General features: G+C 65.5%; 19 protein-coding genes. 2 read left to right on the forward strand and 17 right to left on the reverse strand.

Features of this window, described 5'->3' with window-relative positions:
* Positions 1 to 36: 36 nt before the first annotated feature.
* Positions 37 to 870 carry a hypothetical protein gene (locus AC5Y5O_RS26520; RefSeq protein ID WP_232530480.1) on the forward strand — a complete coding sequence of 278 codons (834 nt, stop codon included), beginning with the start codon at positions 37 to 39 and terminating at the stop codon, positions 868 to 870.
* Positions 871 to 889: 19 nt separating this feature from the next.
* Here the strand turns inward: AC5Y5O_RS26520 and AC5Y5O_RS26525 are convergent, their stop codons facing one another.
* From AC5Y5O_RS26525 to AC5Y5O_RS26535, 3 genes are all read right to left on the reverse strand, one after another.
* Complete coding sequence (locus AC5Y5O_RS26525; RefSeq protein WP_005113659.1) at positions 890 to 1,126, reverse strand: helix-turn-helix domain-containing protein; 237 nt, start codon at positions 1,124 to 1,126, stop codon at positions 890 to 892.
* Positions 1,127 to 1,308: 182 nt separating this feature from the next.
* Positions 1,309 to 1,950, reverse strand: a complete 642-nt coding sequence (locus tag AC5Y5O_RS26530; protein ID WP_232530479.1) for an Rv1815 family serine proteinase — start codon at positions 1,948 to 1,950, stop codon at positions 1,309 to 1,311.
* A 56-nt stretch (positions 1,951 to 2,006) separates the two neighbouring features.
* Positions 2,007 to 2,186, reverse strand: coding sequence for a hypothetical protein (locus AC5Y5O_RS26535; RefSeq protein WP_005113661.1), 180 nt, complete (start codon positions 2,184 to 2,186; stop codon positions 2,007 to 2,009).
* A gap of 409 nt (positions 2,187 to 2,595) precedes the next feature.
* Between AC5Y5O_RS26535 and AC5Y5O_RS26540 the strand changes: the two genes are divergently transcribed.
* The gene (locus AC5Y5O_RS26540) at positions 2,596 to 4,452 is read left to right on the forward strand and encodes an ATP-binding protein (protein ID WP_101930862.1); all 1,857 of its coding nucleotides are present in this window, start codon (positions 2,596 to 2,598) and stop codon (positions 4,450 to 4,452) included.
* Positions 4,453 to 4,926: 474 nt separating this feature from the next.
* Here AC5Y5O_RS26540 and AC5Y5O_RS26545 read toward each other — a convergent pair whose 3' ends face one another.
* The 14 genes from AC5Y5O_RS26545 to AC5Y5O_RS26610 form a co-directional block, all read right to left on the reverse strand.
* Positions 4,927 to 5,790, reverse strand: a complete 864-nt coding sequence (locus AC5Y5O_RS26545) for a ParA family protein (RefSeq protein ID WP_005113665.1) — start codon at positions 5,788 to 5,790, stop codon at positions 4,927 to 4,929.
* Between the two features lie 697 nt (positions 5,791 to 6,487).
* A complete protein-coding gene (locus tag AC5Y5O_RS26550) occupies positions 6,488 to 8,074 on the reverse strand; it encodes a ParB/RepB/Spo0J family partition protein (RefSeq protein ID WP_005115660.1) in 1,587 nt (528 codons plus the stop codon).
* A gap of 266 nt (positions 8,075 to 8,340) precedes the next feature.
* Positions 8,341 to 9,579 carry a C40 family peptidase gene (locus AC5Y5O_RS26555; protein WP_005113671.1) on the reverse strand — a complete coding sequence of 413 codons (1,239 nt, stop codon included), beginning with the start codon at positions 9,577 to 9,579 and terminating at the stop codon, positions 8,341 to 8,343.
* A 3-nt stretch (positions 9,580 to 9,582) separates the two neighbouring features.
* The gene (locus AC5Y5O_RS26560) at positions 9,583 to 10,863 is read right to left on the reverse strand and encodes a hypothetical protein (protein WP_005113673.1); all 1,281 of its coding nucleotides are present in this window, start codon (positions 10,861 to 10,863) and stop codon (positions 9,583 to 9,585) included.
* On the reverse strand, positions 10,853 to 12,286 hold the full coding sequence (locus tag AC5Y5O_RS26565; RefSeq protein ID WP_005113675.1) for a hypothetical protein: 1,434 nt from the start codon (positions 12,284 to 12,286) through the stop codon (positions 10,853 to 10,855). The genes AC5Y5O_RS26560 and AC5Y5O_RS26565 overlap by 11 nt, the downstream gene beginning before the upstream one ends.
* 83 nt (positions 12,287 to 12,369) lie before the next feature.
* A complete protein-coding gene (locus AC5Y5O_RS26570; protein ID WP_005113676.1) occupies positions 12,370 to 14,640 on the reverse strand; it encodes a type IV secretory system conjugative DNA transfer family protein in 2,271 nt (756 codons plus the stop codon).
* Complete coding sequence (locus AC5Y5O_RS26575; RefSeq protein WP_242602968.1) at positions 14,637 to 14,849, reverse strand: hypothetical protein; 213 nt, start codon at positions 14,847 to 14,849, stop codon at positions 14,637 to 14,639. Before AC5Y5O_RS26575 ends, AC5Y5O_RS26570 begins: the two co-directional genes overlap by 4 nt.
* Positions 14,850 to 14,956: 107 nt before the next feature.
* A complete protein-coding gene (locus AC5Y5O_RS26580) occupies positions 14,957 to 16,201 on the reverse strand; it encodes a hypothetical protein (RefSeq protein ID WP_242602969.1) in 1,245 nt (414 codons plus the stop codon).
* A 39-nt stretch (positions 16,202 to 16,240) separates the two neighbouring features.
* On the reverse strand, positions 16,241 to 17,050 hold the full coding sequence (locus AC5Y5O_RS26585) for an ESX secretion-associated protein EspG (protein ID WP_005113681.1): 810 nt from the start codon (positions 17,048 to 17,050) through the stop codon (positions 16,241 to 16,243).
* A 38-nt stretch (positions 17,051 to 17,088) separates the two neighbouring features.
* Complete coding sequence (locus tag AC5Y5O_RS26590; RefSeq protein WP_005113683.1) at positions 17,089 to 18,513, reverse strand: C40 family peptidase; 1,425 nt, start codon at positions 18,511 to 18,513, stop codon at positions 17,089 to 17,091.
* Positions 18,510 to 19,733 (reverse strand): hypothetical protein, encoded by a 1,224-nt coding sequence (locus AC5Y5O_RS26595; RefSeq protein WP_005114892.1) that lies wholly within the window; start codon positions 19,731 to 19,733, stop codon positions 18,510 to 18,512. The genes AC5Y5O_RS26590 and AC5Y5O_RS26595 overlap by 4 nt, the downstream gene beginning before the upstream one ends.
* A 3-nt stretch (positions 19,734 to 19,736) precedes the next feature.
* On the reverse strand, positions 19,737 to 21,857 hold the full coding sequence (locus AC5Y5O_RS26600) for a hypothetical protein (protein WP_005114891.1): 2,121 nt from the start codon (positions 21,855 to 21,857) through the stop codon (positions 19,737 to 19,739).
* The gene (locus AC5Y5O_RS26605; protein ID WP_005113687.1) at positions 21,854 to 24,415 is read right to left on the reverse strand and encodes an ATP-binding protein; all 2,562 of its coding nucleotides are present in this window, start codon (positions 24,413 to 24,415) and stop codon (positions 21,854 to 21,856) included. Before AC5Y5O_RS26605 ends, AC5Y5O_RS26600 begins: the two co-directional genes overlap by 4 nt.
* Positions 24,412 to 24,864: a hypothetical protein gene (locus AC5Y5O_RS26610; protein ID WP_005113688.1), complete on the reverse strand. Its 453-nt coding sequence runs from the start codon at positions 24,862 to 24,864 to the stop codon at positions 24,412 to 24,414. Before AC5Y5O_RS26610 ends, AC5Y5O_RS26605 begins: the two co-directional genes overlap by 4 nt.
* Between the last annotated feature and the right edge of the window lie 7 nt (positions 24,865 to 24,871).

The following is a 24,871-nucleotide window of genomic DNA, read 5'->3' on the forward strand; positions in this document are numbered from 1 at the left end:
GTTGGCCGCGCCGCCGCCTTGAAGGAGGGTAGCCGCGTGACGACGCCTGAACCCGCGGTACCTGCGGCACCTGACACCGCGGGTATGCCGCTGCGACGCGTCGTCGACGAGAATCCGCCCACCGACCCGATTCCTGTCGTCACTGAGGAGATGACGGCCCAGGTCGAGGCTTGCCCTGCACCGCCGCCTCATGAGGCGCCTACTGGCCGCCATGAGCCGATCGACCCGCCAGTCGATGCGTCCCCACCGGTGGCGGAGTCGTGGTCGGACCCCATCAACGCCAGCTTGGTTGTTGCACCCTCACGACGCCGACCCAGGGCTCCGATCGCCGCCGTCGCGGCAGGAACGGCGGCGCTGCTGGTGGTCGCCGCCGCGGCGTGGTGGATTCTGACCCCAGCCGACTCCCAGACGAACACGGCGCCTGAGCCCACGCCGCCCAGCGCCGCCGCCAGTCCGGACGAGCAGCTGTTGACGCGGCTCAACGCGATCTTCCCGCCTGGAGCCTGTCGCACCACCCCATCGGCGGACACAGCGGCCGCAACCGCGACTTGTGCGACCACCGACCCGAATTGGCCACCGACAGCGGCCTACACGCGCGCCCGTGACAGGGCCGCGATGGATCGGGAGTTCGACGCGATCATCCACAGCCTCGATGTGCAGATCTGCCCTGGCCGGATCCAGTCGCCGGGGCCGTGGCGTCGCCTGGCCACACCCGACCAGGCGGCCGGGACCGTGGTGTGCGGAATGCAGGCAGGCGTGCCAACCGTCGCATGGACCACCGACAGCGACCTGCTAGTCAGCACCATTCGTGGCCGAAATCCGGGTTGGACACTCGATCAGCTCTACGACTGGTGGACACGACACTCCTGATGATGATCCCCGCGGTTGGTCAGTGTTTGACGCGGACCTCGACCTGCAGGCCGGCCAGTGTGGCCATATTCAACAATGCATCAACGGTGAAACGTTCCGTCTGGCCGTTGACCAGATGTGAGATCCGCGGTTGCTTGACCCCGAGCCGCACCGCAGCTTCTGCCTGCGTCCAGCCGTTGTTGGTGATTTGCTGGTTGATCGCCTCGGCTAGCTGCTCCCGCACATCGTCGCAGAGGGCGTGTATCTGTCCAGGCATCTGTCGGCGGCGTCCTTCACTCGTCGGTGATTGCCGCTAAGCATATCCACGCCCCGACAGACAAGCCCGACCACTCAGACCGTCGGGCTACGCCCGGCACAACGAGATGGGCGCCTCCCCCGCACTGAAGTCCCGACGATTGCACACCAGAACTCGATTACCGAACGGTCTCGGCCTCGGCCTTATCCGTTGATAAGTGTGACAGCGTCATAGGCCGCCTGGCGCAGGGTGTCGGGCCAGCTGACGGCTGCGGTGCGGGAACCGTTGCGGCCCCGCAGGATTCCGACGATCACCGGTGTGGATCCGGTGGCGTCGGTGTAGGTGTAGACCGGTCCCCCGGAATCACCGTGGTCGCTGGTGAGGGTGCCGGGTTTCATCGTGAACCAGCCGTCGTGGACAGCGTCGATTTCGCCGCATGACGCGCCGGTCGTGGCGCCTCGGTGGCAGACCACCATTCCCGCCGTTGGTGTGACGCCGGGATGGGTGATGATGGGTCGCGTCAGGGCGGGGCCGAGCTGGCTGGTCAGCTCCGCATCGTCGTTGAGGCTGATGGTTTCGTAGTCAATGACGGTGTCGTCCGGTCCGGTGGAGGTCTGCCCGGCACGGTTGTTGTGGGATGCCATCACGGTGCCGATCGGGGTGCCGGCTTCGTCGGTCACGGTACTGCCGTCGTTGCAGTGCCCGGCCGAGTAGCCGATTCGGCGGATGGTGTCGATGAACGCGAGGGTGCACTTGGCACTGCCCTGGATGATGGTCATCCCGGGATAGACCAGGGTGTTTCCCACGCTGGCGGCCGCGGTCGGGGCCGGGCCGAGAGTCAGCATCACAGCGGCTATCAGCGTTATGGCCCCTGTGAGTATCCCTGCGGCTGGTCGGCGGATCATGGTGCTGCCTCCCGTGCCTTTTCCTCTTCGGCGATGAACTCTTCGATCTTCTGGGTGAGGACGCCGACGGCGGTGGCTTTCCTCTTCTGCCGTACCGATCGATACACCAGGGCGAGCTCGAACTGGCGCTTGAGGTCTGGATCCACCCTGAAGCTGATCTGGTCGTAGTCGGCCATACGCGCATCTCGTTTCGCGGGCCGGGATGGTTGCCCTCCCGGATTGCTTGCTTTCCTGCATGTGTACTCCCTATTTGGATTGATTGCTAGAGGACTCACACGCAGGTTTTCCTACTAACTACCTTACTGGCCTGCCTGGTTGCGCTCTTACTTGCTTACCACTTTTCCGTCTAATCAGTGTTCCATCTAACTAACTCTATCGCTTACAGGTATTCCTGCTCTCTAACTATCATGCTTACTTGACTGTTCTCTTCCTGTTTTTCTTACTAGCCTGCTTGCTAGCATTCCAGCTATCCGACAATCCATCAAGCCCTGGATCGAGTGAATCCACTTGCAACCGATCCAGACGACACCGAAGCTGATTTATGACCACCGCTGACCAGGGATGGGACGGACCGGGGAGCAGACAGTGAACAGTGCGCCAGCCCTCGACCTCGGGCGCTCCCCCATCACACCCGCACCTTCGGACACTTCGATCGAACGCAGCATCGTTCTTGCCGAGACGCTGATCCTCCCGCCGGAGGCGGTTACGGAGACTTTCGCCATCCTCGCGACACGCGGAAGCGGCAAGTCCGCTACCGCGCACCGTCTCGTCGAGCAGCTCTACCACGCTGGCCTGCCAACAGTGGTCATCGACGTCAAAGGCGACTGGTGGGGCATCCGATCGTCCGCCGACGGCGCCGGCCCAGGCTTGCCGTTCGTCATCTTCGGCGGCGATCACGCTGATGTTCCCCTCGAACCAACCGCCGGCGAGCTCCTGGCCGACCTGATCGTCGATGACCGGTTACCGGCCGTTCTCGATCTGTCGCACATGCGTAAGGCCAAAGCGCGCGCGTTTGCGACTGCTTTCGTGGAACGTCTCTACGCCCGTAACCGCGATCCCCTCCATGTGGTGATCGACGAGGCTGATGTTCTTATCCCTCAGCGTGCGACCGCAGACACCGCCCGCTTACTCGGCGCGATGGAGGATCTCGCCAAGCGGGGTCGAAGCCGCGGCCTCGGGATGACGGTGGCCACCCAGCGCGGACAAGAAGTCGCCAAGTCGGTGCTCGAACTGATGGAGACGGTGATCCTGCTGCGCACAACGGGACCGCGGTCTATCAAGGCCGCCCAGGATTGGATCAGCGTGAACGCCGATTCCACAGGGACGCGGGCCCGTGAGGTTGTCGAGTCCCTACCAACACTGAGGGTGGGCGAGGCCTGGGTGTGGAGCCCGGCATTCTTGGGCCTTCTCCGGCGTGTGCAGCTGCCGCTCTTCGAGACGTTCGACTCACACGCCACGCCGCGGCCGGGCCAGGCGCGCGTCATTCCCAAGACACGTGCCGAGATCGATCTGAAGAAGCTCACGGCGGAGATCGCGGCGACGGCTGCCAAGGCCGGCGAGCACGGCGAAGGCCGAGTGTCCCGCAGTAAGAGTGGTGGCGGGCCGTCGCCCGCTGATGACCTCGTTCTTGTTCGGGCGCGGGTTGGGGAGCTCGAACAGACGGTGCGTGAACGTGACGCTGAGATCGAGACGTTGCGTAGCCGCCTGGCCGAGCTGGACGCGGTGGTGTCTGGACAGGGGCTAGACGAGTCGCTGCGCGCCGCGGCAGGCCGTATCGCGGATGTCCTGCAGGTGATCGATCGGGCGCGGCCTGTCGTTGGGGAGGCCACCGTGCCCGCTCCGGATCGGCCGCCGCAGATCCGTGCCGGGGGCCGGCGGACGGTCGCTGCGGCGGACCCTGGAGAGACTCCGGCCGGGCGGGCTGGCGGTGTCCGGACGTTGGCGGGTGATGAGCCGCTGCGGTTTCGTGCGGGTGCGCTGCGGATGGTCGAGGCTCTCGGGCGGATGGCGCCGCGGCGCCTCACTAAGGCGCAGTGGGCGGTGGTCGCCAAGATGCGGCACACCTCGGGCACCTGGTCTACCTATTTCGGTGAGCTGCGTCGGGCCGGCCTGATCGACGAGACCTCGGAGGGTTACACGCTTACCGAGTCGGGGTTCGAATTCCTCGGTGGCCGGCCGGAGCCGATGAGCGGCGATGATCTTCGGCAGCACTATCTAGGGATTCTTCGAGCGGGTGCCGGCCGAATGCTGCAAGCGGTGATCGACGTGTATCCCGCCGGGTTGTCCCGAGAGGAGATCAGCGCGCGCGCCGGGATTGTGTCGTCGTCGGGAACGTTCTCGACGTACTGGGGCGAGCTGGTTCGTAACGGACTCGTCGTCCAGAACGGTTCGTCTTTGACGGCCAGCGACATCCTGATGCATGGCTCTGGAGCCGGTCATTGATTCTGGTCGGGTGCCCATTGAGACTCTCGGCGTTCGGGCTCAAGGACACCCCCTCACACATCAGTACATGTTATACATGTACTGATGTGTGATCCTGGTGACCGCCACCTGCACCACTCCCCTCCCCCACCGGTGTGCCGCCCACCCATCCGCCGGACAGCTTGTGACACCGACGTTTGGTCGCGATTCACCGTGAATCATCGCCATTCGTACCCGAGGGTGTCGTGGCCCTTTCGCCTGTGGTGGCAGCGAGGTCGGCTTCCGGGCGCGTTGGAAGTCGGGTGGCGTCCGGTCGTATCGGCCGCCCATCGTTGTACTCGTCCCAGATGAGCTTCAGCTGGGCGTCGAAGGCATCGCGCACAAATTGCGCGAGGGGGTAATCTCGCCCGGTCTGTCTGGCGACTAGCCGTACTGCGGCGCGGGCCATCTCGTGTCGATCATGGTCGACGTTGACAGTACTGTGCGGGCGCACCATCAGCTGGCCTTCACCTCGGGGAACAGTCCGATGGCGATGAAGTGGTCGAGCACTTTGATGTATTCGAGGGTTGTCTTACGGGCGTTGCGGAAGAGTGGGACCGGGGTGTAGAAGCTGTACGCCTCCGGGACGCCGACAGCCTGGTTGACCGACGGGGCTACCAGGTCGCCGTAGCCTTCTCGCAGGTCTGCGACGCTCTCTTGGTAGAGCTTCCTCTTGTTGGTTGGGACGTCGCAGACGATGATCCCTTTCAGTGTGATGGCCAGATCGCGATCCTCGTTGATGGCGGTAATAAGATTCTCCAGCTTGCCGATCCCTTCGATCTCCTTGGGTTTGGGCAGCGTGCACGTTAAGACACCGGAGGCACCGCTCGTCTGGTCTGCCTGGGTGGCCAGGATCGCCGACAGTGTCAGCGCGCCTTTTACGCCGGGTGCGTCGATCAGCGTGACGTCGACTGGTGGTGCTGCGGATATTGCCCGGCGTAACCGCGTCACTCCCCCGGTGATGTGGCCCAGGCGTTCCTTCATTTCGTCGAGGGTCGGGAAGTAGGCCGGTACCACGGTGAGGTTCTCAATGTCGGACTCGTCGTCGAAGAGGGGCAGTCCCTCCTCTGATATTCCCGCCGGCGCTAGTGCTGGCCTCTCCACGTCGGCGATCGTTGCTCCCTCGGTGAGCACGTCAGCCACGGTTAGCTCGTTCTCGTCGAGGTCTGCGTATCCGAGCTGTCGGCTGGCATTGGCCTGTGGGTCGAAGTCGATCACGCGGACGCTGGCACCTCGGCTCGCGCACAGCACGGCCAAGGAGGTGACGGTGGTTGTCTTGCCGGCTGACCCGGCGATAGTCGCGGTGGCATAGATGCTCACGATGTGGGGCCTTCCTTTGGAGGTTGTGATTCACGGTGAATCGGTATTGGAGTGAGTGGACGCGGCGGCTTCAATGCGACGTCGTTGGGTGCGGTGCGGTGGATCTGTCGGGCATCCGATTCACGGTGAATCGGCATTCTTGAGGGTCGGCAGTGCCGCCCGGCGTTGTAGGGATAACGAGCGATGTCCGGTGCCGTGCTCTCCCGGGATTGCGGGTGCCCGACATATCTGGGTATGGCCGGGGCTTTCCCCGTGGGCGATTCACCGTGAATCACGCTGCTCGATCGGTCCCGGGGCCCGTGGAGACCGGAGGGGGTCCGGTGGTGCGCAAACGGGCCGTACTCCCCCAGATTTGATTCACGGTGAATCAGATACTCGCGGCTCCGTCGAGATGATTCCCGACGACGAATCATGCCGCCTCTCCCGTCCGGACCCTGAGAACGGGGGCCTTCGACGGGCAGGCAAAGGGGTTGGCGATCGTGGCGGTTCGACGTGTGGTACGGCGCGACGACTCCCCCGGATTCGATTCACGGTGAATCATGAACCTTTGGCGCCGCGCCGACGATTCACGGTGAATCATCCCGCCTTGAGCGGTCGATATCGGCTTATCGCCCGGTTCGCTTGATTCACCGTGAATCAGGCCCCGACCGCCCTTTCGAGGCGCCCGTTGGTAACACCATTGGTGATTCACGGTGAATCAGTCCTCGGTGATGTTGTCGAGTTGCTCGCGCTCCCACGGCCCTGGCTCGTACTTGGCCCGGTCCCGGAGCAATGTGTAGTACAGCTTGTCGACCTCGCCCCACTGCGACTTGGCCCCCGCGTGGATCTCGTAAGCAGCCAGAGCTGTCGTCCAGGCTCGCGCTAGTCGCGCTTTGCTAGTCGTCGGTGCTGGCATGCTGTCGAGTCCCCAGCTGTTCGCGAGGGTCTCGACCGCTGCCCAGTCGACTTCGGCAGTGGCATTCAGTGCATAGAGATCGGCGAAAATCTGGAGCATGTCGGTCTTGGGTGGTGGTTCAAGCGCGATACGTTCCGCCGCGGCGCGGCGACTCTTCGTTGCTGCCGCCCGGCCCGCAGTCGACTTCTCAGTCTTCTGCTTCATAGCCGCCGGTGCCGCGGAGGGCTCCACTCCGTCCTGCTGGCCGGAGGGCGATGTGGACTCACGCCCCGTTGGTGCGGTGGGGGAGGGGAGTGGTTCTGGATCGACTGGCGTGGGTGCTTCGATGCTGTAGTAGGCCAGTGCGCCGGTATCGTCGATCGCCGCAACCACCGTGGTTGGATCTGTAACTGTGTCATAGATGCGATGTCGGCGTGCGGTTGCCGCATCTCCGAAGTGTGTCGCGGGGTCGACCAGTTCAATGCCTTGGTCGTTGGCCAGGGCGCGGGAACGCCGCTCTGCGATCACCCGGTCCGCGGCCTGGCTCATCAGGATGCCGCTATTCTGGGTGAGACTGAAGGCGCGGAGTTGTTCTTCCCGGCGCGCATCCGTGTCTTGGTCGGGGTCGGGGTCGTCTTGGAAGGACCGGACTGGTCCGTAGGGCAAGCGTTTGCCGAGGGTCGACCCTTCGGTGGGGGCGAGCTTCTTGTCGCGGACCGCGTCTTGCAGTGTCTTGTCGAGGAAGATCAGCGATAGCCTGCGGTGCACGGTTGGTTGGCTGATCCCGACCGCTTTGCCGAGCTCGCGTTGCGAGATGTGCAGCTCTTCAGCGAGTCTGGCGAGGAACTCCGCCTCAGCCAGTGGTGAGAGGCCTTCACGCGCGTGGTTCTCCTTGAACATCTCCAGGAGTCCACCGTCTGGTGTGTCGAGGATACCGTCGTCGACGATGACCGGCATTGCGGCGGTATCGGTGGCCAGCGCGGCCGCCCTGCGGCGGTGCCCGTAGATGAGGACGTACTCGCCGCGTGTGTCCCCGGTAAGTACGTGTGGCCACCGTGCGGTGAATGCCTTCCGAGTCACCGCGGCGGCTGCGATGCGGACACCCTTTTCCTCGACAGAGACAAGTAGCTCTTTCCAACCTTCATCGTCTTCATCGACGATGGAGCGACTCGCGTCGTTGAAAGGGTGGGGGATAAGGGCGGAGGGCTCGATCTGTACCACGCTCAGACCTTGCGCGATCGCCTCGTCTGGGGTGAGTCCGCTCAGCATTCCGGCGCGAGAGGCCGGTGTTGTGGATGCGTCTGCTCGAACGCGCGTGACGGATCGACGCGACGTGGTGCCGGCGCTGCGTTTGATGGTGCGGGCCTTCGGCAGTTGGATGTCGGCTGTCTCTGTTGAGTTGGTGGCCACAGGTTATCCCTTCAGCAATCGGTACATGTAGTGAATGTATCGGCGGTTTGGGTTGTGTTCCAGGGGACACGCCCACGGGGCGGTCGATTCACGGTGAATCATGGGCCGATTGGCGTGGCCGAACTGGCGAAAATGCCGTAATGGCCCCTGATTCGCTCGTAGGCGCATGTGCCGCATTCCCCGGTGGTATCTATTGCGAAGCAGCCCGATAGGCCGTCTGTGGCGGCCTGAGAAGCTTTGCGGGTCTGAGCTGCGGCGATGCAGCCTCAGACGACTCTCTTGACCACGATGGACCCTGTGGGTGCATTGCTGTACTTCACCGGCACGCCAGACTGCTGCGCCTCGATCACTTTCCCGTCGCCAGCATAGATCTGTACATGCTCCGGCACACCCGGGGAGGAGAAGTTCGAGAAGATCAGATCACCGGCCCGGGCGTCCGATGGGTCGACACGTTCACCGACATGGATCTGCTCATAGGTGGTGCGGGGCAGCAGGACTCGGCCGTCAGTCGCCTGCGCGACGGCGAACTGAGCAAGGCCACTGCAGTCGAAGCCACCGCCGGTCGGGCCGCCCGCCCCACCGCCGCCCCAGATGTAGGGCAGCCCCAGCGCGCGGTCGGCGTTCTTCACCACGCGCGCACCGGTGCTCGCATCGTGGTCGGGTTGGTCGGTTTCGTCGACGTCACCTTGCGGCGATGTGTCGGCGGCGCTGGCCGCGGTGGTTGCCGCCTGGGTAAGTGGTTGCAGTAGAGAGCTGAGTCCTGCTCCGCTGGGCATGCCGCCGCCTGTGGGCATGCCTCCTGACGGCATGCCCATGGGCATGCCGGGCGGCATCATCGGCTGTGTGGGCGTGCCGGCAGGTTCGGCAGCCATCTTGGCTTGGCTGAAGAGGGGATTTGCAGCCGGGGAGCGTGTGCCGGCGAGTAGGTCGTCGGTGTGATCGCCTTCCGAGTCCTCGCCCTGGTCGGTCAGGGGGTCGCTGCCGTCGTTGGGGTGTTCGTGGTCAGGATCGGTGGGGTCGGTCTCCGCGGCGTGTTGCTCGGTCTCGGGTAGGTTCGCGGTGGCGTCGTTGACATTGGCGGCCGCGTCGCCGTACTGGGTAGCGATATCGAATACGAGCGACTGGGTTTCTGCAATGCGTCCCTGGCCGGCGAGGGCGAGCGCGACCTTGCCTTCCGGGGTGCCGGCGAACGGTCCGAGTTGTTCTTTGTCGGTCTGCCAACCGGTTTCGATGGTGTCCAGACCGTTGTGGGCGTTCCTGGCGATATCGGGCCCTACTGACATAGCGGTGATGGCCGCCGTGTGTGCGTCGGTGAGCTTGCCTCGAAGCCCGTGTAGGCGAGTGGAGGTGGTTTCGGCGGCGCCAGCGGCCTGGCCGTTCCAGCCCTGGGCCGTCGCGGGAGCACCCGGTTGGGAAGGGGCGCTGGGGACTGCTCCTTGTCCGCTACCCAGGAGGGTGCGAGCTTCCCGGATGACGGCGTCCACAGCCTCGATGACACTGGTCACTGATCAGTAACCTCCGCCCTGGGAACGGGGGTTTGCCTGGGCGATCTTTGTAGCGAGGTCGACCCCGCTCGGAGACACGTGGTACTTAGGGTCGCTGATGACGTAGTTCATGGATGCGGCGATGTTGGCGACCGGGTCGAAGATGTCCTTGCTGGTGCCGGGCACCCAGAAGGCTTCGAAGGTGCTGGGTGTGACCTGCGCTAGGCCGCGGGAGGATCCTCGATGCCCGCCGTCTGCCATGATTGGACCGACCGCGTTCGAATCGCCGTTGGCGATCGCGTGGACTCTGCCGCTCGACTCGCGCTCGATCAGCGTCTGGTAGCCCTCTTGCCAGCGTTGGCGCGCTTGTGGATCGGTGATGCCGAGCGCGTCGAGGGCTCCGTCGATCGCCTCCCTGATCGTGCGTGGTTGTCCGGTGTGCTTGGCGGGTTGAGCACCGCTGCTCGGGATGTCCTCGGCGTCACCGGTTGCGGTGGTGGACGGCGAGGGGCTGCCGCCGGCGGCTTGCATGAACGGGCTGAGCATCCCGCCGAGGGGAGCCGCCCCCGCCGGGAGTGCGGAGGCCATCGGCATGAACGCTGCGGGCATACCCATCGCGGCCGGGATCATCCCGGCCGCCGCGGGCGCCATGGTGGACATTGCTGCCGCGGGTGCTGAATTCGCGCCGCCTACCGGCCCGTCCATAGGGCCGGTAGGCATTGGCGCACCTCCGGCCAGCGTCACATCGGGACCGGGAGTCGCTGGCGTTGACAGACCGGGCGAGGGTGGTGCGCTGCCGTCGCCGTCAGGTCCATCCGGGCGCTTCTGCGCCGGTGCGTGATTGGGCAGGTTAGCGGTGTGCTTGCGTACCTCAGCGGCGGCGTCGGCGTACTTGGCGGTGGTCGCCGAGATGAGGACGACAGCTTCGCCGATCGTCATCTGTGCTTGAGGCATCAGCGCGGCATCGCGCGGCCCGGGGGAGGGGAGTACGCCGGCGGCGGCCTTGGCGTGTTCCCATTCGCCGGCGATCACGTCGAGCTGGGTTATGGCGTCCCCGGCGATCCTGTTGGCCGATTCGGTGGCGGTGGCCACGCCGCCCGCGGCGGTGTTCAGGTTCTGTCGCGCCTGCTGCAGCGAGGTTCCAGCGGCGATCGCGGCGTCGTGAGCATTGCCTGTCCAGTCGGCGCTGGGGAATTCGGGCAGCGTCGTTGGTGACGGCGACGTCGGGGTAGTCGGTGCGGGTGTCGTTCCGACGATTTCGCGTACGCCTTTGAGGTAGTCGTCGACGACCTGCTCAACTGTCATGGTTGGGTTGGGCGGGCAGTCCGAAGCCGGGATCGCTCGGCGGCTTGATTGGTCCTGTGGTGGGCTTCGTGGTTCCCGGGCTGGCCATCACGGCCGACGCGGGCGTCGAGCTGCTCGGTTCCGAGCTGTGTGGGGCCGTCGGCGCTGTTGCCGGCGGGCTTCCCGGCGCGCCGGGTGTGGCGCCGGTCGCCGGGGCGGGTGCATCGGCGGTTGCGGTGGGATCGAAGAATCCCTTGAAGCCGGGCATGTCGTTGATGACGCCGAGTGGTTGCAGCTTTCCGTCCGGGCCGATCAGTTGGCCGTTGCCGGCAACGATCGCGGTGTGGTCGGAAAAGACCGCGATGTCACCGGGTTTGACGTCGGCGGGGTCGACCTTCTTGCCTAGGTCGGCGCCGTCGGTGGGAAGCTCCACACCGGTTCCGGCGTATGCGGCCGTCGCGACATCGCCGCTGTCGGGGGTACGGGTGAGTGCCTGACGTACCGCGGCTGCGCCTTGAGGTGTTCGTGCGGTGACTACCTGGCCGCTGGGCAGCGTGACCTCCTTGCTCGCGGGCGCATTCCCAGCAGCATCAGGTGCAGGCTTGGCTGGTGGCGGGGCAGCACCTGCTGGGCTCGGTGCAGCGGGGCCGGGCGCGGCTCCGGCTGGCGGCGGAGCGGCGCCGGTACCAGCCGGTGACGCCGCCGTCGGCGGTGGCGCCGCTGGATCGGTCACCGGGGCAGGCTTGAGCGCATCGCTGGGCTTGGACAGGTCCGCTGGCTTCAGGTCGTCCTTGCGGGCGGGGGAGCTCAGCGGAGGAGGTGCACCAAGACCTGCCGGCGCACCGAGGCCCCCTCCGCCCAGGCTGGGCATGCCCAGGCCGGGCCCGCCGCCGAGTGCTGGCATGCCCATTCCAGGCATTCCCATACCCAGGTTGCGCAGGCTGTCAGCGATGCCGTCGGCGTTGCCGGCCTTTTCCTGCACGTTCTGTTTGAGTTCGTCGAGTTGCTGCTGCAGCGCTGCGAGCCGACCCGCATCGGCTTCCGGGGTGCCACCTTGTGCCGCGAGCGCCGGACCCAGATCGCCGCCGCCGCTGAGGATTTGATCATGCGCTGTCCGGCCGGCATCGGAATTGTTCCCGGTCTCGTCGGCGGCAGTCTCGCCGGCCTTGTGCATCTCCTCAATCTGCTTCTGCATATCGGCGAGCACCTGGTTGATCTTGTCGATCTGCTCCTGTGTTGGCCCCTGCCCGTTGGGCGGCGGCGTAGGTGGTGGCGGTTTAGGCGGCGGCGGCATCTTCGGATGGTCACCCGAGCCGAAAAGTTCGCGTCCGATGTCGAACAGTTCCCGGAACACGGGGCCCATCACCAGCCCGGCCGGCCCAAACGGCGCCCCAGCGGCGACGCTCAAGATGTCGCCCGGATCGAGCAGATCCTCAAAAGACATGAGCTGCGAGCGCCCCTTTCCTGGTCCCCGCCAGCGAATACGGCAGGTTTGGCTACGACGCTAAGGCCGTATGCAGGCGGTTCTCAAGAGGAGTTGCGCTGGACCGCCAGACGGCTGTCTGGCGAAAGACTGGATACGCAGAGGCGGCCATCGTTGTCGTCCTGCCACATCACGGTGACCACGCCATCGTCGGCGACATCAATGCCGTCCACCTCACCGATATGGCCGTCGTCGAAGGACACTAAGTCCTTGGGCTGCAGATCTCGCGGGGCCAGCACCAGTTCGTCCATTCCCTCGTTTTCGGCTTCTCGGATGATCTCCGCGACATCGAATCCGAGGCGTGAATCTCCGTCGAATGAGGTGACTTTGCGGAAGAAGTTGGTGGGATCGAGGTCGGGCCGCTCCGACAGTGGGAACCACGGCGCATCCGCAATCTCGTTCCACGAGACGCCGTCGAGCATCAGCGGTAGCTCCGGCACGTACCGGGGGACGAGTGTCACGGGTGGCCGGAGTTGTTCGATGACGGCGGCCTCCTCAGGGACCGTGCTGTTGGCCGCTGGCGTGAAGTAGTACTGGGTCTCCCGTGGATCTTGGTGTGTGCCCGTGGACATGCCGCGGCCCTTGATCCGTGGAATGTAGCGGCCGACATAGCTGTCGTCCCAGAGCATTTCGGCTGCGATCCGTGATATCGGGCCCACCGATACCCGGTTGCCGAAGTTGTCGCGGGCCTCGGTGTCAATGAGGGTGTGATCCGGCCGTTGCATACCGACCACAAGGTGCATCCGCGCGGTGCGCGCAAGACGCGCCAGTTCGCCGAGCTCGGTCAGTGTCGGGCATTCCTTGGCGCCGTTCTTCGGTTTCAGGTTGGCCCACAGCCGTTCGAGTACGACTTTGAACTGGGCGGCCTCGTCGACGACGATGAGGTACGGCAGGTTGTGCTCCCATTGCGATTGGTCCCAGCGAGCGCGCGCGTTGCGGTCCTCCATGAGCATGTACATGCGGTGGATGGTGGCGATCGACTCGAAGGGGTCGCTGCTGATGATGTGGACGTTGGGCCAGCCCACGAAGTCGGAGTACGAGCCGCCCTTGAAGTCGACGAGCACCACTGCCCAGCCGCGCAGCGCGGCCATCATGATCAGGCCGCGGAGGTAGACCGTCTTGCCAGCGCCGGTTTTTCCGCTGACGAGGGTGTGGGGCGAATCCAGCGGATCCCATTCCTGGATGCCCAGGTCGAGGTCGACGCCGTAGGCGAACCGTGTCTGGCGGTATTGGCCGATCGCTTCTTCGATGGTTCGGACAGCGGGAATCGGCTTAGTGAACAGCGGGAATTGCAGCACCGGTTTGGGAGTGAACGTCACGGTCGATGCCGGCATGTCCCATTTGACCCGCCACGTGCCGCCGACAAGTTCGGTGAGATTCTGTTCGGCCACCCGTTTGCGGAAGTCGCCCATCAGTTTCTTGGCGATTGCGTGCTTGATGGTGAACCCGTCGGCGAGGGTTCCGGTCACGGTGGCGGACGATTCGAAGATGTCGCGGGCCTTGCGGGTGAGGTCGGCCAGTTCCTCGTCCATCTGCTCGGGGACGAACTGTGTGGCGGTGAATACCAGCGCTGACGGGTCGGCGCTGACGCGGTAGTGGGCGTCACAATGGGTGCGCAGGGCGCGGCGGATCGTGGTGGCGGGATCGAGGCGTCGGGCGGTCGCGGTTGTCGTGCCGATGCCGTCGTCGAGTTCGAGTCGGTCGTCGCTCGTCGAGGGCAGAGTGGCTGTCATCGGGCGGCTTGCTCGGATGGTGATCGTTTGGGGCGCTGTGTCTTTGGCGTCCCATGTCGTCTGCGGGACGACCTGCAGTGAGGGTTGCTTGTGGCCGAGGGGGGCGTACAGCGCCTGAATCAGGGTTCCGCGTAGCTGCAGGCGGGCGCACCGCAGGCGGTAGGGCTCGATGGTGAAACCGGCGGTCGCGACGCCGGCGGCCAGGGCGATTCCAATCGCGGTGACGAATGGCATTGCGAGAAGCCAGCGGGCGAGGGCGGTTGTCGCTGCGAATGCCGCCGATGCGGTGCCGATAGTCGCTGGGCCCACCGGCAGTGTGAGCGTCCATTTTTCGGGTTCGGCCGCCGACGGCTCACCGGGACGTGCGCCGTGCCAGACGATGCCCGCAGTAACGAGGGCAATGAGTGTTGCGCCGATGACCGCGGCCGCAGTCGGGATGTCCACGGAGGCTGCCAGGTCGGTGTTCTTCCGCAGGTACCGGTATCCGAGGTAGCCGGCACCACCGACGATGACCAGGATGCCCAGCAGCACAGCTGCTGGGTTCTCCTCGTCCGCGGTCTTGCGGGTTTGGCCGCTGGTCACCTCGGAGGAGCCTCGCTGGGGCGGAATACGGCGTCATGGGCGGTGCGGTCCCAGGTCACCAGGTAGGTAGGCGCACTGGGGTGGCGTAACCGGTCAAGAACCTGCTGGGGGAGCTGCTCTGCGGGTACGTGGAATTCGCGGACCGGCTTGGGCCGCGGACGCGGCGAGTTGGCGACGGCGGCGAGGCGAGCGAACAGCGGTGATCTCACCTCATCCACTGTTGAGGCCGATCGCGCCGTTCTCAAGAGGACCAGTTCACCCGGCGTTATAGATTGTCCTGCAGCGGTTTTGGGCTGCAACGCTCTGGCACGACCGGTCAGTACAGCACGGCGGGCCTCCATTGATCTGTTCCGGCTTGTTGCAGCAGCGCATGTCGCCCGCTGGAACCTAGTGGACACCAGACGAACTGTGGATGTTGGGAGCCGGTGGCGGTGAGCGCCGTGTCGTCCAGGACGAAGTTGCCTGTTCTCCTGTCGTTGAGCACGGCTGACACCGCGTCGATCATGGTGGGGTCGCAGAACCACAGTTGTGGACCGGGTGCATTGTTGTTGTCATCGGCGTCCCACTCGACGCGGCGATAGTCGGCAGTGTTGAGAGCCCATGTGAGCTGCGCGTCGCCGGGGCCTGGGATGAAGTGCAGGCCGCTGGCGGCGAGCCATTCTTCGACCCACGGCAGTAAATAACGCTGGGCAGTGCTGAGCACATCGTCGAGGGTGACAGTGGTGGTGACTCCAGTGTCAGCGTGGATCTGGGTCTTGAGGTTCGTCCACCTGCTCCGTTCACCAGGGTCCGGGGAGAACACGTTGATCCACGCCTGCAGCGGGCTGGTCCCTGACCGTGCAGCGGCGCCGTTAGCCAGCAGAACGGCCCATGCCAGGCATGTGCGATCGGCGCCGGTGGCGCCCAGCGCGGCCGCCCGCAGGTGGGCGTTCTCAAGATCAAATACGCCGCGTAGTGGGTCCATCAGTACGCGTGGGAAGCCGTTGTTGGACGGAATGCCAATGCGGTATGTGTGGTGGCTGGGCCACGGGGCCCCGCTGGTGAAGTTGTTGGCTAACGCCACAGGCCACGGCATCACGGTTATTGCGGTGTGGCGGGTAGCAATTCGGCTGGCGACGTGTGTGAACGCGGTTGCCCCGCCCGCGAGATCTGCGAAGGTTCGGGCGCAGAGGTCGCGGGCCGCGGGGAACACCAGGCTCCCCGCGGTTATTGCCGCCTCCGGTTTGGCGAGGTCGCCGAGCATGAACCCGGCGCCGGGATAGAGGGGTGCGTCGTCCCATCCGAGTTCCGGCGTGACTTGGGCCCCTCTGAACACCGAGCAGGCCGCCTCGAAGAACGTGCGGGTGATCGGTACGCTTCTGGTTTCCCGTTGCTGCAGGAAGTTGCTGTACTGATCGCACGTGCGGTCGGTGATGGGCATGTTCTTGCCGGACTCGACGTCCTGCTGTTGCCGTTCGGACGGGCCTCCCATGTCCTCGACGCTCTTACGTGAGACCGAAGTCAGCGACCGAATCGTGGTGATGAATTCGCCGAAGTCCGGCGAATTGGTAAACGCTGCCATGTTCTGCATGATACCCGGCAATACGCGGCAAAACACGTTTCAGCGGTCGTCAAGTGAGCCCCATAGCGCGCGGAGTGCGCCATCGAGGCGCTGGTTGGACATCGGGGCGTAGGTCAGATGGGTTTGGCGGTCTACGCCGACGTGAGGCCAGGCAAGGACGCGTCCGTAGTTCTCGGTGTCGAGGAGGGACACTGCCGTTTTGGTGCGGCGGGTGACGTCGTCGACACGGCGCATTGCGGTGATTTCTGTGACGACGTCGGGTTTGGACGAGGCGTTGAGGATGGCGGCGTCGTGGGGGTCGAGGCCGTGTTCGATGAGTCGGTCGGTGGCGTGGCCGGGGGCTGTGTCGGCGATGCGTGCTGCTTCTGCGGCGGTGAGCTGGATGAGATCGCTGAGGGGAGCCGGTTCGATGGTGCCTAGGTTGACGGCGAGGACTGCTGTGGTGGCGGTGAGCCAGTCGGCGGCCGGCACCTGTTGGACCAGAAAGATGTGGCGGGTGCGGCTGGCGACGACGTACTGGCCGAATCGGGTGGCGATGGCGACGCGCAACATAGTGTTGGGCTCGTGGAGCGGGATGATCCGGATGGCGAGTGTTTCCTCAGCGTGCGCGATGGTGCGAACCAGGTTGGCGACTTCGGGCAGTGTTCCGTTGGCTGTGAGGATGCCGCGTTCGGTGAGGCGATCTCGTTGGAGCTGTTTCCACGGTTCGGCGAGGTCGGGGCCGGTCATGGGGTTGTACAGCGCGAGGACTTCGGGCAAGCGGCCACTGAGGTCGAGGTGTTCCACGAGGTAGGCGCCCTCGTCGACGCTGATCTCGAATCCGTCCGTTGTGGTGTCATTAGCCATCATCTAGACAGTCTTTCCTGAGGTCAATGCGTTCTGTTCTGTTATAGAACGCGGCGGGCTTGCGCGCCGGAAGGCAGGTTGCTGATGTGCACGGGGACGCCTCGCTGTGGGGCTTCGATGACTTGCCCGTTTCCGATGTAGATGGCGACGTGTTCGGGGACACCCGGCGACGACCAGTTGGAGAAGACCAGGTCACCTGGGGCGAGTGCGTTGAGCGGCACCGCGGTTCCGGCATGAATCTGCTCGTAGGTGGTCCGGGGCAGGATTACGCGGCCGCCGGATGCGCGGGCGACGGCCCACTGGGTGAGACCGCTGCAGTCGAATCCGCCCCCGGTGGGCCCTAGTGCGCCGCCGCCGCCCCAGACGTAGGGGAGGCCGAGCGCGTCGTGGGCGATGCGTGCGGCGTTGGCGCCAGCGCCGCTGCCGGCGACTCCTGCGTGTAGCGAGTCGGTTGAGCCGGCTGCTGCCAGGTAGTTGTGGATGAGGGATCGGACGAACTGGGCGTCGGTGAGTTTGTCGCGTGCGGCGGAGCTGACCACGCTGCCGGCCTCGTCGAGCGCCTTGCGCATTGCCGTCATGACCGCGGTTTGTGCCTCGGGGGTGTCGCCCTGGACGCCGGCCGACATGAGGGCGGTTTCGACGTCGTCGATGACGCCTTGGATTTTCGCGCGATCTTCTTCGGTGCGGGCCGACGACAGGCCCAGGATCTCGCCGAGTTGGCGTTCGACGTCGCGCATCGCGCCGACTTGGCGGGCCAGGGCCTCGTTTTTGTTACGGGCTGCGTCGGCGGCGGGGCCTTCGCCGACCAGGGAGCCTAGGGGGCCGGCGAGACTGTCGGCGCCGCTTGTGTTGACGCGGCCCGAGGGGGTTCCGGGGGGCGCGCCGGTGCCGAGTTGGTTTGCGAGCGCGGCGAGTTGGGGCATGACGGCTGATGCGAGTGCCGGGATGAGGCTTCCGGCGCCCTGGAGTGCGGCGGCGGGGATCCCGGTGGCGGCGTTGATGAGCGGGCTCGCCAGCTGGGGGCCGAGATTGGCCAGTTGGCCGAGGGCGTCTGGTGACGGACCTGGATCCGGTGGAGTGTCGGCTGATGCGTCGCTGTCGGAGTCGCTGTCGGTGCTGTTGTGGTTGCCTTTGTGGTCGGCTTCCGAATCCGAATCCTCTTTGCCATCTTCAAGTTTGGTGTCGCCCGTGGTGGTTGCAGTGGTGGCCGGGACGGTTCCGGTGCCATTGGGGCTGTGGCCGTTTGGTGTCGTGGCGCCCGGCGCGGCGGGAGCGGCAGTAGTGGTGGGAGGTGGTGTCGTGCCTGGCGCCGAAGTGCCGGGCAACGGTGGTGGCTTGACCGGCACCGGGCCCTCGGACTGACCGGTGGCCTGCGCGGGGTGTGGGGGATTCGCGGTGGAGGGATTCTCGGCCTCGCTGGTGGCCGGATCTTCGGCGGTGGCGATGGGCGCGGAAGGTTGAGTCATGCGGCGGGGCCCCCTTCGATGCGGCGGATCACCCGATTCGGCCCGATGCGGGTCCATTCCGGCGCTGAGTGCCCGGGCAGCACCGTGACCATGGTGTCGGGGTCGACGGCGATGCCGGCCAGGTGTGGGCCTGCGCTCCCGCTGATGTCGATGTAGACGGCGTCGCCGGGTTCGGGGTCGGCGACCACGCGGTATCCGATCTGCAGCTGTTCGGCGATGGTGGTTGGAATCGGGGTTCCTAGGGTGCTTGACAGGATCGAGGCGACGTATTCGGCGGAGTCGGTGATGTTGGCCGGCGGCGTAGTTGGCTGCGCGGGGATGGGCTCGTTGGTCGCTGGTGTGGTGGGGGTGGCGGTCTGGTCGGTCCCCACACTGCGCTGGGCAGCGGCGGCGATGTCAGGTCCGGCGGGGTTGTGGCCGGGTGCAACGGTCGGCAGGGGCGTGGTCAGTGCGTGTAGGCAATTCGCGGCGGCGGGCGCGGTGGACATGGCCGAGCTGGCCTGGTCCGGGTTGAGCACGGTGGTTGCCGTTGAGGTCGCGGCAGTTGTGGTCGGGGGTGCGGGTTGGGTTGTCCGCTGAGTGGTGGTCGGGGCGACTGAGGTCAGTGCAGTGGCAGCGGTGCTGGAGGTTTCGGCTGGCGCGGGCAGTGTCCCAAGGCGGGCTTGGGCGTCGGCGACGTACTGGGTGAAGTCTTCGGCCGTCAGTCCCGTGATTTGTGCGGCCAGCTGGCTGGGATCCGTATCGCGCCAGCGGGGTTCCGTGTCGACCATGTGGTCGAGGGCCAGTGCGGTGGACACCTCTGGGGTCATGAGCTCGGCGGCGTTGCCCCAGGACAGCGGCAGCCCAAGGGCGCCGGCGCCGTCGTTGAGAACTGCGCTATGCGCATAGCGCTGCGTGTCGGCGTCGCCGGCGTTTGCGGCGTTAGCCAGCCCAGTTGCACGCATAGCGATCGCCACGGTCACGGTTGCCCCCTGTCTGCCAAATCCCAGTGTTTCGGCGGTCTGCTTGATCTTCAACAGGACTTCCTGCGCAGATGGGGCGTCACTGGGAGGGTTTGCCACGATCGCCCCACGGATGCCGAGCGCCGCGGTGCAGGTCGCGAAGAACTGCTGGGTTCCCTGACCTGGCAGGGCCATCATGGTGATCGCGATCGGCAGGGCGAGCATGCACAGCAGCGCGGTAACGGCCGCTGCCAGGGCCATTTTGACGGGGGTGGTCATCTCTTATCGCCGTCCCATCAGTTCGCCTCTTATGTCGGCGTAGAACTCCGGCATGGCGTCCGGATCATCGATCACCGGCGCATCCTGACTGCTGGAGCGGGCGAGGGCGGCGATGGCCGGGTGGATCTGCGCCGGGGCGCGGCCGGTGTCGCGGGCGTGGTGTGGGCACGAGCCTGCGGCGTTGACGCAGTAGTCGCCGCGGGTGGTTCTTTCGCCGCACAGGTGCGGGAATCGCTGGCGGTGCTCGGCAACACTCGTTGGCCACTCACCGCGGTGGGGCGGGCGCTCAGGTGGACCGGCCACTGTGGTGCCGCTCGCTGTGGGCTCCCCGCCCTCCGCCACGGCCGGCGTCGGGGTGTTGCCGTTCTGGCCGCCTGAGGCGATGACCTGGTCGACGATCGACCTCTGGCCGCTGACGATGCGGACCGCGGCGCCGGCGCTCGTCCTGACCTCCTCGATCTGATCGAAGGGCAGCCGATCGTCCAGGTTGACCAGCCGCACGGACTTTTCGTTGACCTTGCCGATGACGTCCCAACCACCCGAGTAACGGATCCGGTCGCCTACCTCGACGGTTTCTGCGTCCCATGCTGGCGTCTCAATTTCTGTGGCCGCAGGGGTTTCCTGCGCTGGTGTGTCGGTCTTGGCTCTGCGTGATCCCTTGAGGTTCTTGATGCTCTCCCTGTTTTTGAGTTGGTCCGCGGCGCCGAGGAACGGGGCGGCCTCGGGGGCTGCGGCGGCGATGCCGAGTTTGGCGGCGGTGGTGGCGCCGTGGCGGGCGAGGCTGGTGACTCGGTTGGTCGCGTTCGGGATTGCGGTGAGCGGGTCGAGGCGTTCGAGAATGTTTGTGGTTCCAGACATTTCGCCCGGGGATCCGTTGAATCGTTGTAGTGCTCGGACAGTGCGTTCGCGGGCTTTGAGGATGCCTTTGCGGACCTTGCGCAGGGCGATGAAGATCGCGACAAGCATCAGCGAGACCAGGGGCATGGCGACGACGAGGTCGCCGCCGGCCGCGGAGAACATGGCGCCGGCGAGTGTGCCGGTGAGACCCACGATGGCGACCATTCCTGTCATGCCGGCGAAGGAGAACACCGCATCGAGGGCGGCTTTGAGCGCGAGGTTCTGGCTGGCGCCGGGGATCCATCCGGTGATGAGGGCGACGATGCCGACGATGGCCCAGAACACGGCCGATAGCGCGAGGATGACGACCTGGACGCACAGGTAGGTGAAGACGATCGCGACGGCCAGCGCGAAGATGATCGCGACGAAGGCGATGATTTTCCTGCTGGTGGGATCACTCATGGCGTAGTCGTGGAGGTCTTGGCCACCCGGGCAGTTCTGGGCGACGGCATCTTTGACTTTGTCGACGGGTCCGCTGGTGATGGCTGTGGACCAGGCTTGGCCGCAGTTGTAGGGCGGTGCGTCCAGGTCTTGGCCGAAGTTCCAGATGAGGGTGGGGGTGCGGGCGAAGTGGTCGGCGAGCGACTGCGACAGGGCATCTACCGCTTGTTGACCCTCTAGGGGCTTTCCGGACAGCTCACTGCTGATTTCGACGCCGATGTCGCGGCCCATCGTCAGCCCGCCGTTCGGGCCGAGCAGTTCGCTGACCGGTTTGTTGGCCAGGGCGATCGAGATGTAGGCCAGCAGGATGGCCGTGGTGATCTGCGCGGCCGCTTTCCCGACTTTGCCGAGCGCGAAGGTCACCGCGATGATGGACGCGGCGATCAGACCGATTGCGGTCAGCACCACAGGGTTGTGCACCATCACGGTCAGCTGGTGGCCGATGAAGTCGAACGGCTGTGAGATGACCTTGAGCCACTTGAACGACAGCACGTTGTTCACCAGCCAGATCGGTGTGGCGATGATGCCCAGGAACAGGCTGTAGAACCAGTGCATGCTCAGTGCTGGCGGTGCGGCGGCGGGATCGGTGAGCGAGCCGTTGTTCAGCGACAAGCCGTAGGAGCCAAGTGGCACGTGCGCGCTGTCGGTGACTCCGATCCACAGGATTGCCGCGGTCGCACCGGTGCCGGCCCACGCGGGTGCGGCGTTGATGATGCTCATCGTCGCAGGAGTCAGCAGCAGCACGACGCGGCGCCAGGCTCGGGCGGCGAAGCGGAAAGGGTTCATGCGGCCGCCCCTGGGGTCGTGTTCACCGCGGCGGCGCGGTCGCCGCGCGCCGGCAGTTTGACCTTGATCTCGACGAGGCGGCCGCGGATGTCCTTCATCAGGCATTCGCCGCGACGTTCCGGAGGGGTTTCGCCGTCCTCGCCGGTGCCGGGGCTGGTTTCGGTCATCAGTTGCTTGACCAAGTTCCGGTCGCGTGCGGCGTCCTTGCTGGCCATGCGCAGTTCCTCGGTGGCGAGCGTTTCGTCGACTTGGCGGAACAGGAACAGGGTTGGGATGAGGTGGGTGAACCGTCGGAAGTGCGCGGGATCCTGGGAGGCCAATCCGATCGCGCAGTCGTGCTTGCGCCCATCGATGACGAAGTCCTCGATGATCCCGTCCCCGATGGCCGACCGGGTCAGATGGCGGGCCTCGTCGAGCAGGAAGAGGCCGAAACGCGGATCCGGGTCGTCAGGCTCTGAGAACAGCACCTGCCGGGCGATGGTGGCGAACAGCGTGTAGATGACGTCGCCGAAGAGCTTGGTGGGATCGTCGGCCAGGCTGCTCTTCTCGTCCGGTAGCGAGAGTCTGTTGGTGCGCAGCACCACGAACGGGGCGTCCAGCGGCAGTGGTGGCAGGTCGTTGGCGAACAGGACACGGGCGTAGGTGCGTTGCGACCAGAAGCGCAGTTGGGAGGCGACTTTCGCGATCACTGCGGGTGCGGCATCGGCGACGGCTCCGGTGGCCAGGCTCGGGTTACGAACCAGGTTGGCGGTGTGGGTGACCAGTTCAGGCAGGCCCTTGATCTTGTGCCGTGCGCGGTAATTCGGCTCGATGAGGTCAGACAGCAGGGTGGATTCCGGGCTGCCCGATGTGATTTGGAACAGGCGCATGAGGACGGGCAGGATGCGCTCGGCGACGTCGGCGCCGGGGACCACCCGCAGCAGGTCCAGGGTGTACTCGGGGTTGGTCGGATCGATGACGACCGCGTTGGCGACCGATTCGGCGAATGACACGTATTCGCCCATGGGGGAGCGGTCGATGGCGAACACCTGGCCGCCGTGGTCGACGGTGAGACCGCCGAAGACTTTCAGCAGCACCGACTTGCCCGATCCGAGGTCGCCAACCAACGCGAAGCTGGCGGACTTGTTCTTCTCCGTGACGCCGAGCAGATCGAAGTACACGGGTTCGTGGAACCCGGAGAGCCGGCACTCTCCGATGCAGGGTCCGGCGTCGTCGCCGATCTTGGCGGCCGTGATCGGCGTGAACTTGGAGAAGTAGTCGGTGGCGGTGACGTGGGTGTAATCGGCGGTCACCCGCTGCGGGGTATACCCGGGTTGGCAGGCGGCCCAGGCTTCTTCTTGGGCGCCGGCGGGGTCGACGAGCTTGATTGGGATGTCTTTGAACGTGCGGTGCACGTCTTGGACGCGGTCGCGGAGTTCCTCGTAGCTGGGTGCGGACACCGCGATGATCGGGCAAAAGTGGATCTCGGTCTCGGCCGGATTGCCTTCCAGGTGAGTGTTGTACTGGGCGAGCTGCTGGCCGCGCGTGACAAGGAAGTTTTGAGCGAAGCTCACCTCGCTGTCGCGTTCGTCCATCTGCTCGGCCAGCTGCTTGAGCGAGCTCGCATTGTGCGCGAGGGCGTCGGCGCGGTTGCGGACCCAGGTGTGCAGGGTGTAGTCGATGCCGGCGCCTTCGAAGTGATTGAGCAGCGCGAACACCTGGTCGGCTACTCCCGGCCAGGCCAGCTTGGCGGGAAAGTCATCTACGAACAGGAATGTTTGGTAGCTCGGGGGGATATCGCTGTCGGGAAATCCCACCTTGACCGCGCGTGACAGCCTTGGGTCCACTTCCCCGTCGAGCCGAAAGCCGCGTCGCCGGCGTACCGAGTGCGGCCCGGCGGCGCGGTGGGGGAAAGGTCGCGGTGCCGACGGATTGGGTTCGGATCCGTTGAGCGCCTGCAGGTATGCGCGGTAATCGACGCCGCGGGTGTGGCTGCGCTCCCAGAGCCAGTGCATCTGATGCTCGTTGACGCGTTGGGGTCGGAAGATCCCGGGGATTTTGCGCTGGGTGTCGGCGGCGAGCGTGGTGAAGGCTTGGACATCTTTAGCGGTGGGCTGATAGCCGTCGGGGAGGTCTCCGCCACGGGCGGGACCGCACAGTGGGACTGACAACCAGTGCAGTCGCTCGGCCGGAGGCGGATCTTGGATCTCGATCTCGGCGAGCCGCGCGGAGGCTTCGATAGCGGCGTCGGGGAACAGGGTCAGGAAGTCGCTTCGTTCCGGGGGATTGGCGGTGGAGCGGTGGGCGGACGTGTAGCGGTGGGCGGCCCGCCGTGCCGAGGAGGTGATCTTTTCGGCGATCGTCGGGATCGCGATCGGCGCCACCACGCTGGTAAGAATCGTCGTGCCGAGGTCGGAGAACAGGTGCCGGTGCTGGTTGTCGATCCGGGTTTTCTCGCTGCGTTCCTCATGCCCGTTCGGCAGCGCTCCGAGCAGCCACTCGGCGTAGACGACCCCGCTTCGGGTCCAGCGCAAGTTGTCGGTAACGGCCAGGGTGGGTTGCTGCAGGGTCACGATCATTGAAGGAACTCCAGGTCCAGGACGTGGCCGCTTTTCCCGGTGGTGGCCGGGCGTTGGTGTTTGTGCGGTGGGCGGCCACCGGTGCTCAACGGGGCGCGGTACAGGCGGGGTCGCACAAGCCAGATCAGCCGTGAACTGGTACGGGCCATGGAGAACCCGATTCGGCGAGCCAGGATGACCGAAGGGATGGTGATCGCAGCTCCGACGAAGAGGGTGGGCAGGATCGGCGGGTCCAGCAGCTTGAACACCAGCAGGATGAGCCCGGCCGCCGCGACGAGGACGCCGCATTGGATGCGCGTGAACGGCCCGAACGGGATGGGTTGTCCGTTGGGGAATTTCCCGATCAGTTTCGGGAACTTACGCGCCAGGGTGTAGATCGAGACGAAGATGGGCGGCTCGCGGCGCTCGGCAGTGTCGGCGTTGCCGCGGGGTGACTCGTCGGAGCTCATGCGGTCC

Source organism: Mycobacterium sp. NGS40 (assembly GCF_059812735.1).

Bases quoted from the DNA above. Each gene is read 5' to 3' on its own strand.
- AC5Y5O_RS26525 (WP_005113659.1), bottom strand. From the start codon at position 1,126: ATGCCTGGACAGATACACGCCCTCTGCGACGATGTGCGGGAGCAGCTA.
- AC5Y5O_RS26530 (WP_232530479.1), bottom strand. From the start codon at position 1,950: ATGCTGACTCTCGGCCCGGCCCCGACCGCGGCCGCCAGCGTGGGAAAC.
- AC5Y5O_RS26535 (WP_005113661.1), bottom strand. From the start codon at position 2,186: ATGGCCGACTACGACCAGATCAGCTTCAGGGTGGATCCAGACCTCAAG.
- AC5Y5O_RS26560 (WP_005113673.1), bottom strand. From the start codon at position 10,863: ATGACAGTTGAGCAGGTCGTCGACGACTACCTCAAAGGCGTACGCGAA.
- AC5Y5O_RS26565 (WP_005113675.1), bottom strand. From the start codon at position 12,286: ATGTCTTTTGAGGATCTGCTCGATCCGGGCGACATCTTGAGCGTCGCC.
- AC5Y5O_RS26580 (WP_242602969.1), bottom strand. From the start codon at position 16,201: ATGGCAGCGTTTACCAATTCGCCGGACTTCGGCGAATTCATCACCACG.
- AC5Y5O_RS26585 (WP_005113681.1), bottom strand. From the start codon at position 17,050: ATGATGGCTAATGACACCACAACGGACGGATTCGAGATCAGCGTCGAC.
- AC5Y5O_RS26590 (WP_005113683.1), bottom strand. From the start codon at position 18,513: ATGACTCAACCTTCCGCGCCCATCGCCACCGCCGAAGATCCGGCCACC.
- AC5Y5O_RS26595 (WP_005114892.1), bottom strand. From the start codon at position 19,733: ATGACCACCCCCGTCAAAATGGCCCTGGCAGCGGCCGTTACCGCGCTG.
- AC5Y5O_RS26600 (WP_005114891.1), bottom strand. From the start codon at position 21,857: ATGAACCCTTTCCGCTTCGCCGCCCGAGCCTGGCGCCGCGTCGTGCTG.
- AC5Y5O_RS26605 (WP_005113687.1), bottom strand. From the start codon at position 24,415: ATGATCGTGACCCTGCAGCAACCCACCCTGGCCGTTACCGACAACTTG.
- AC5Y5O_RS26610 (WP_005113688.1), bottom strand. From the start codon at position 24,864: ATGAGCTCCGACGAGTCACCCCGCGGCAACGCCGACACTGCCGAGCGC.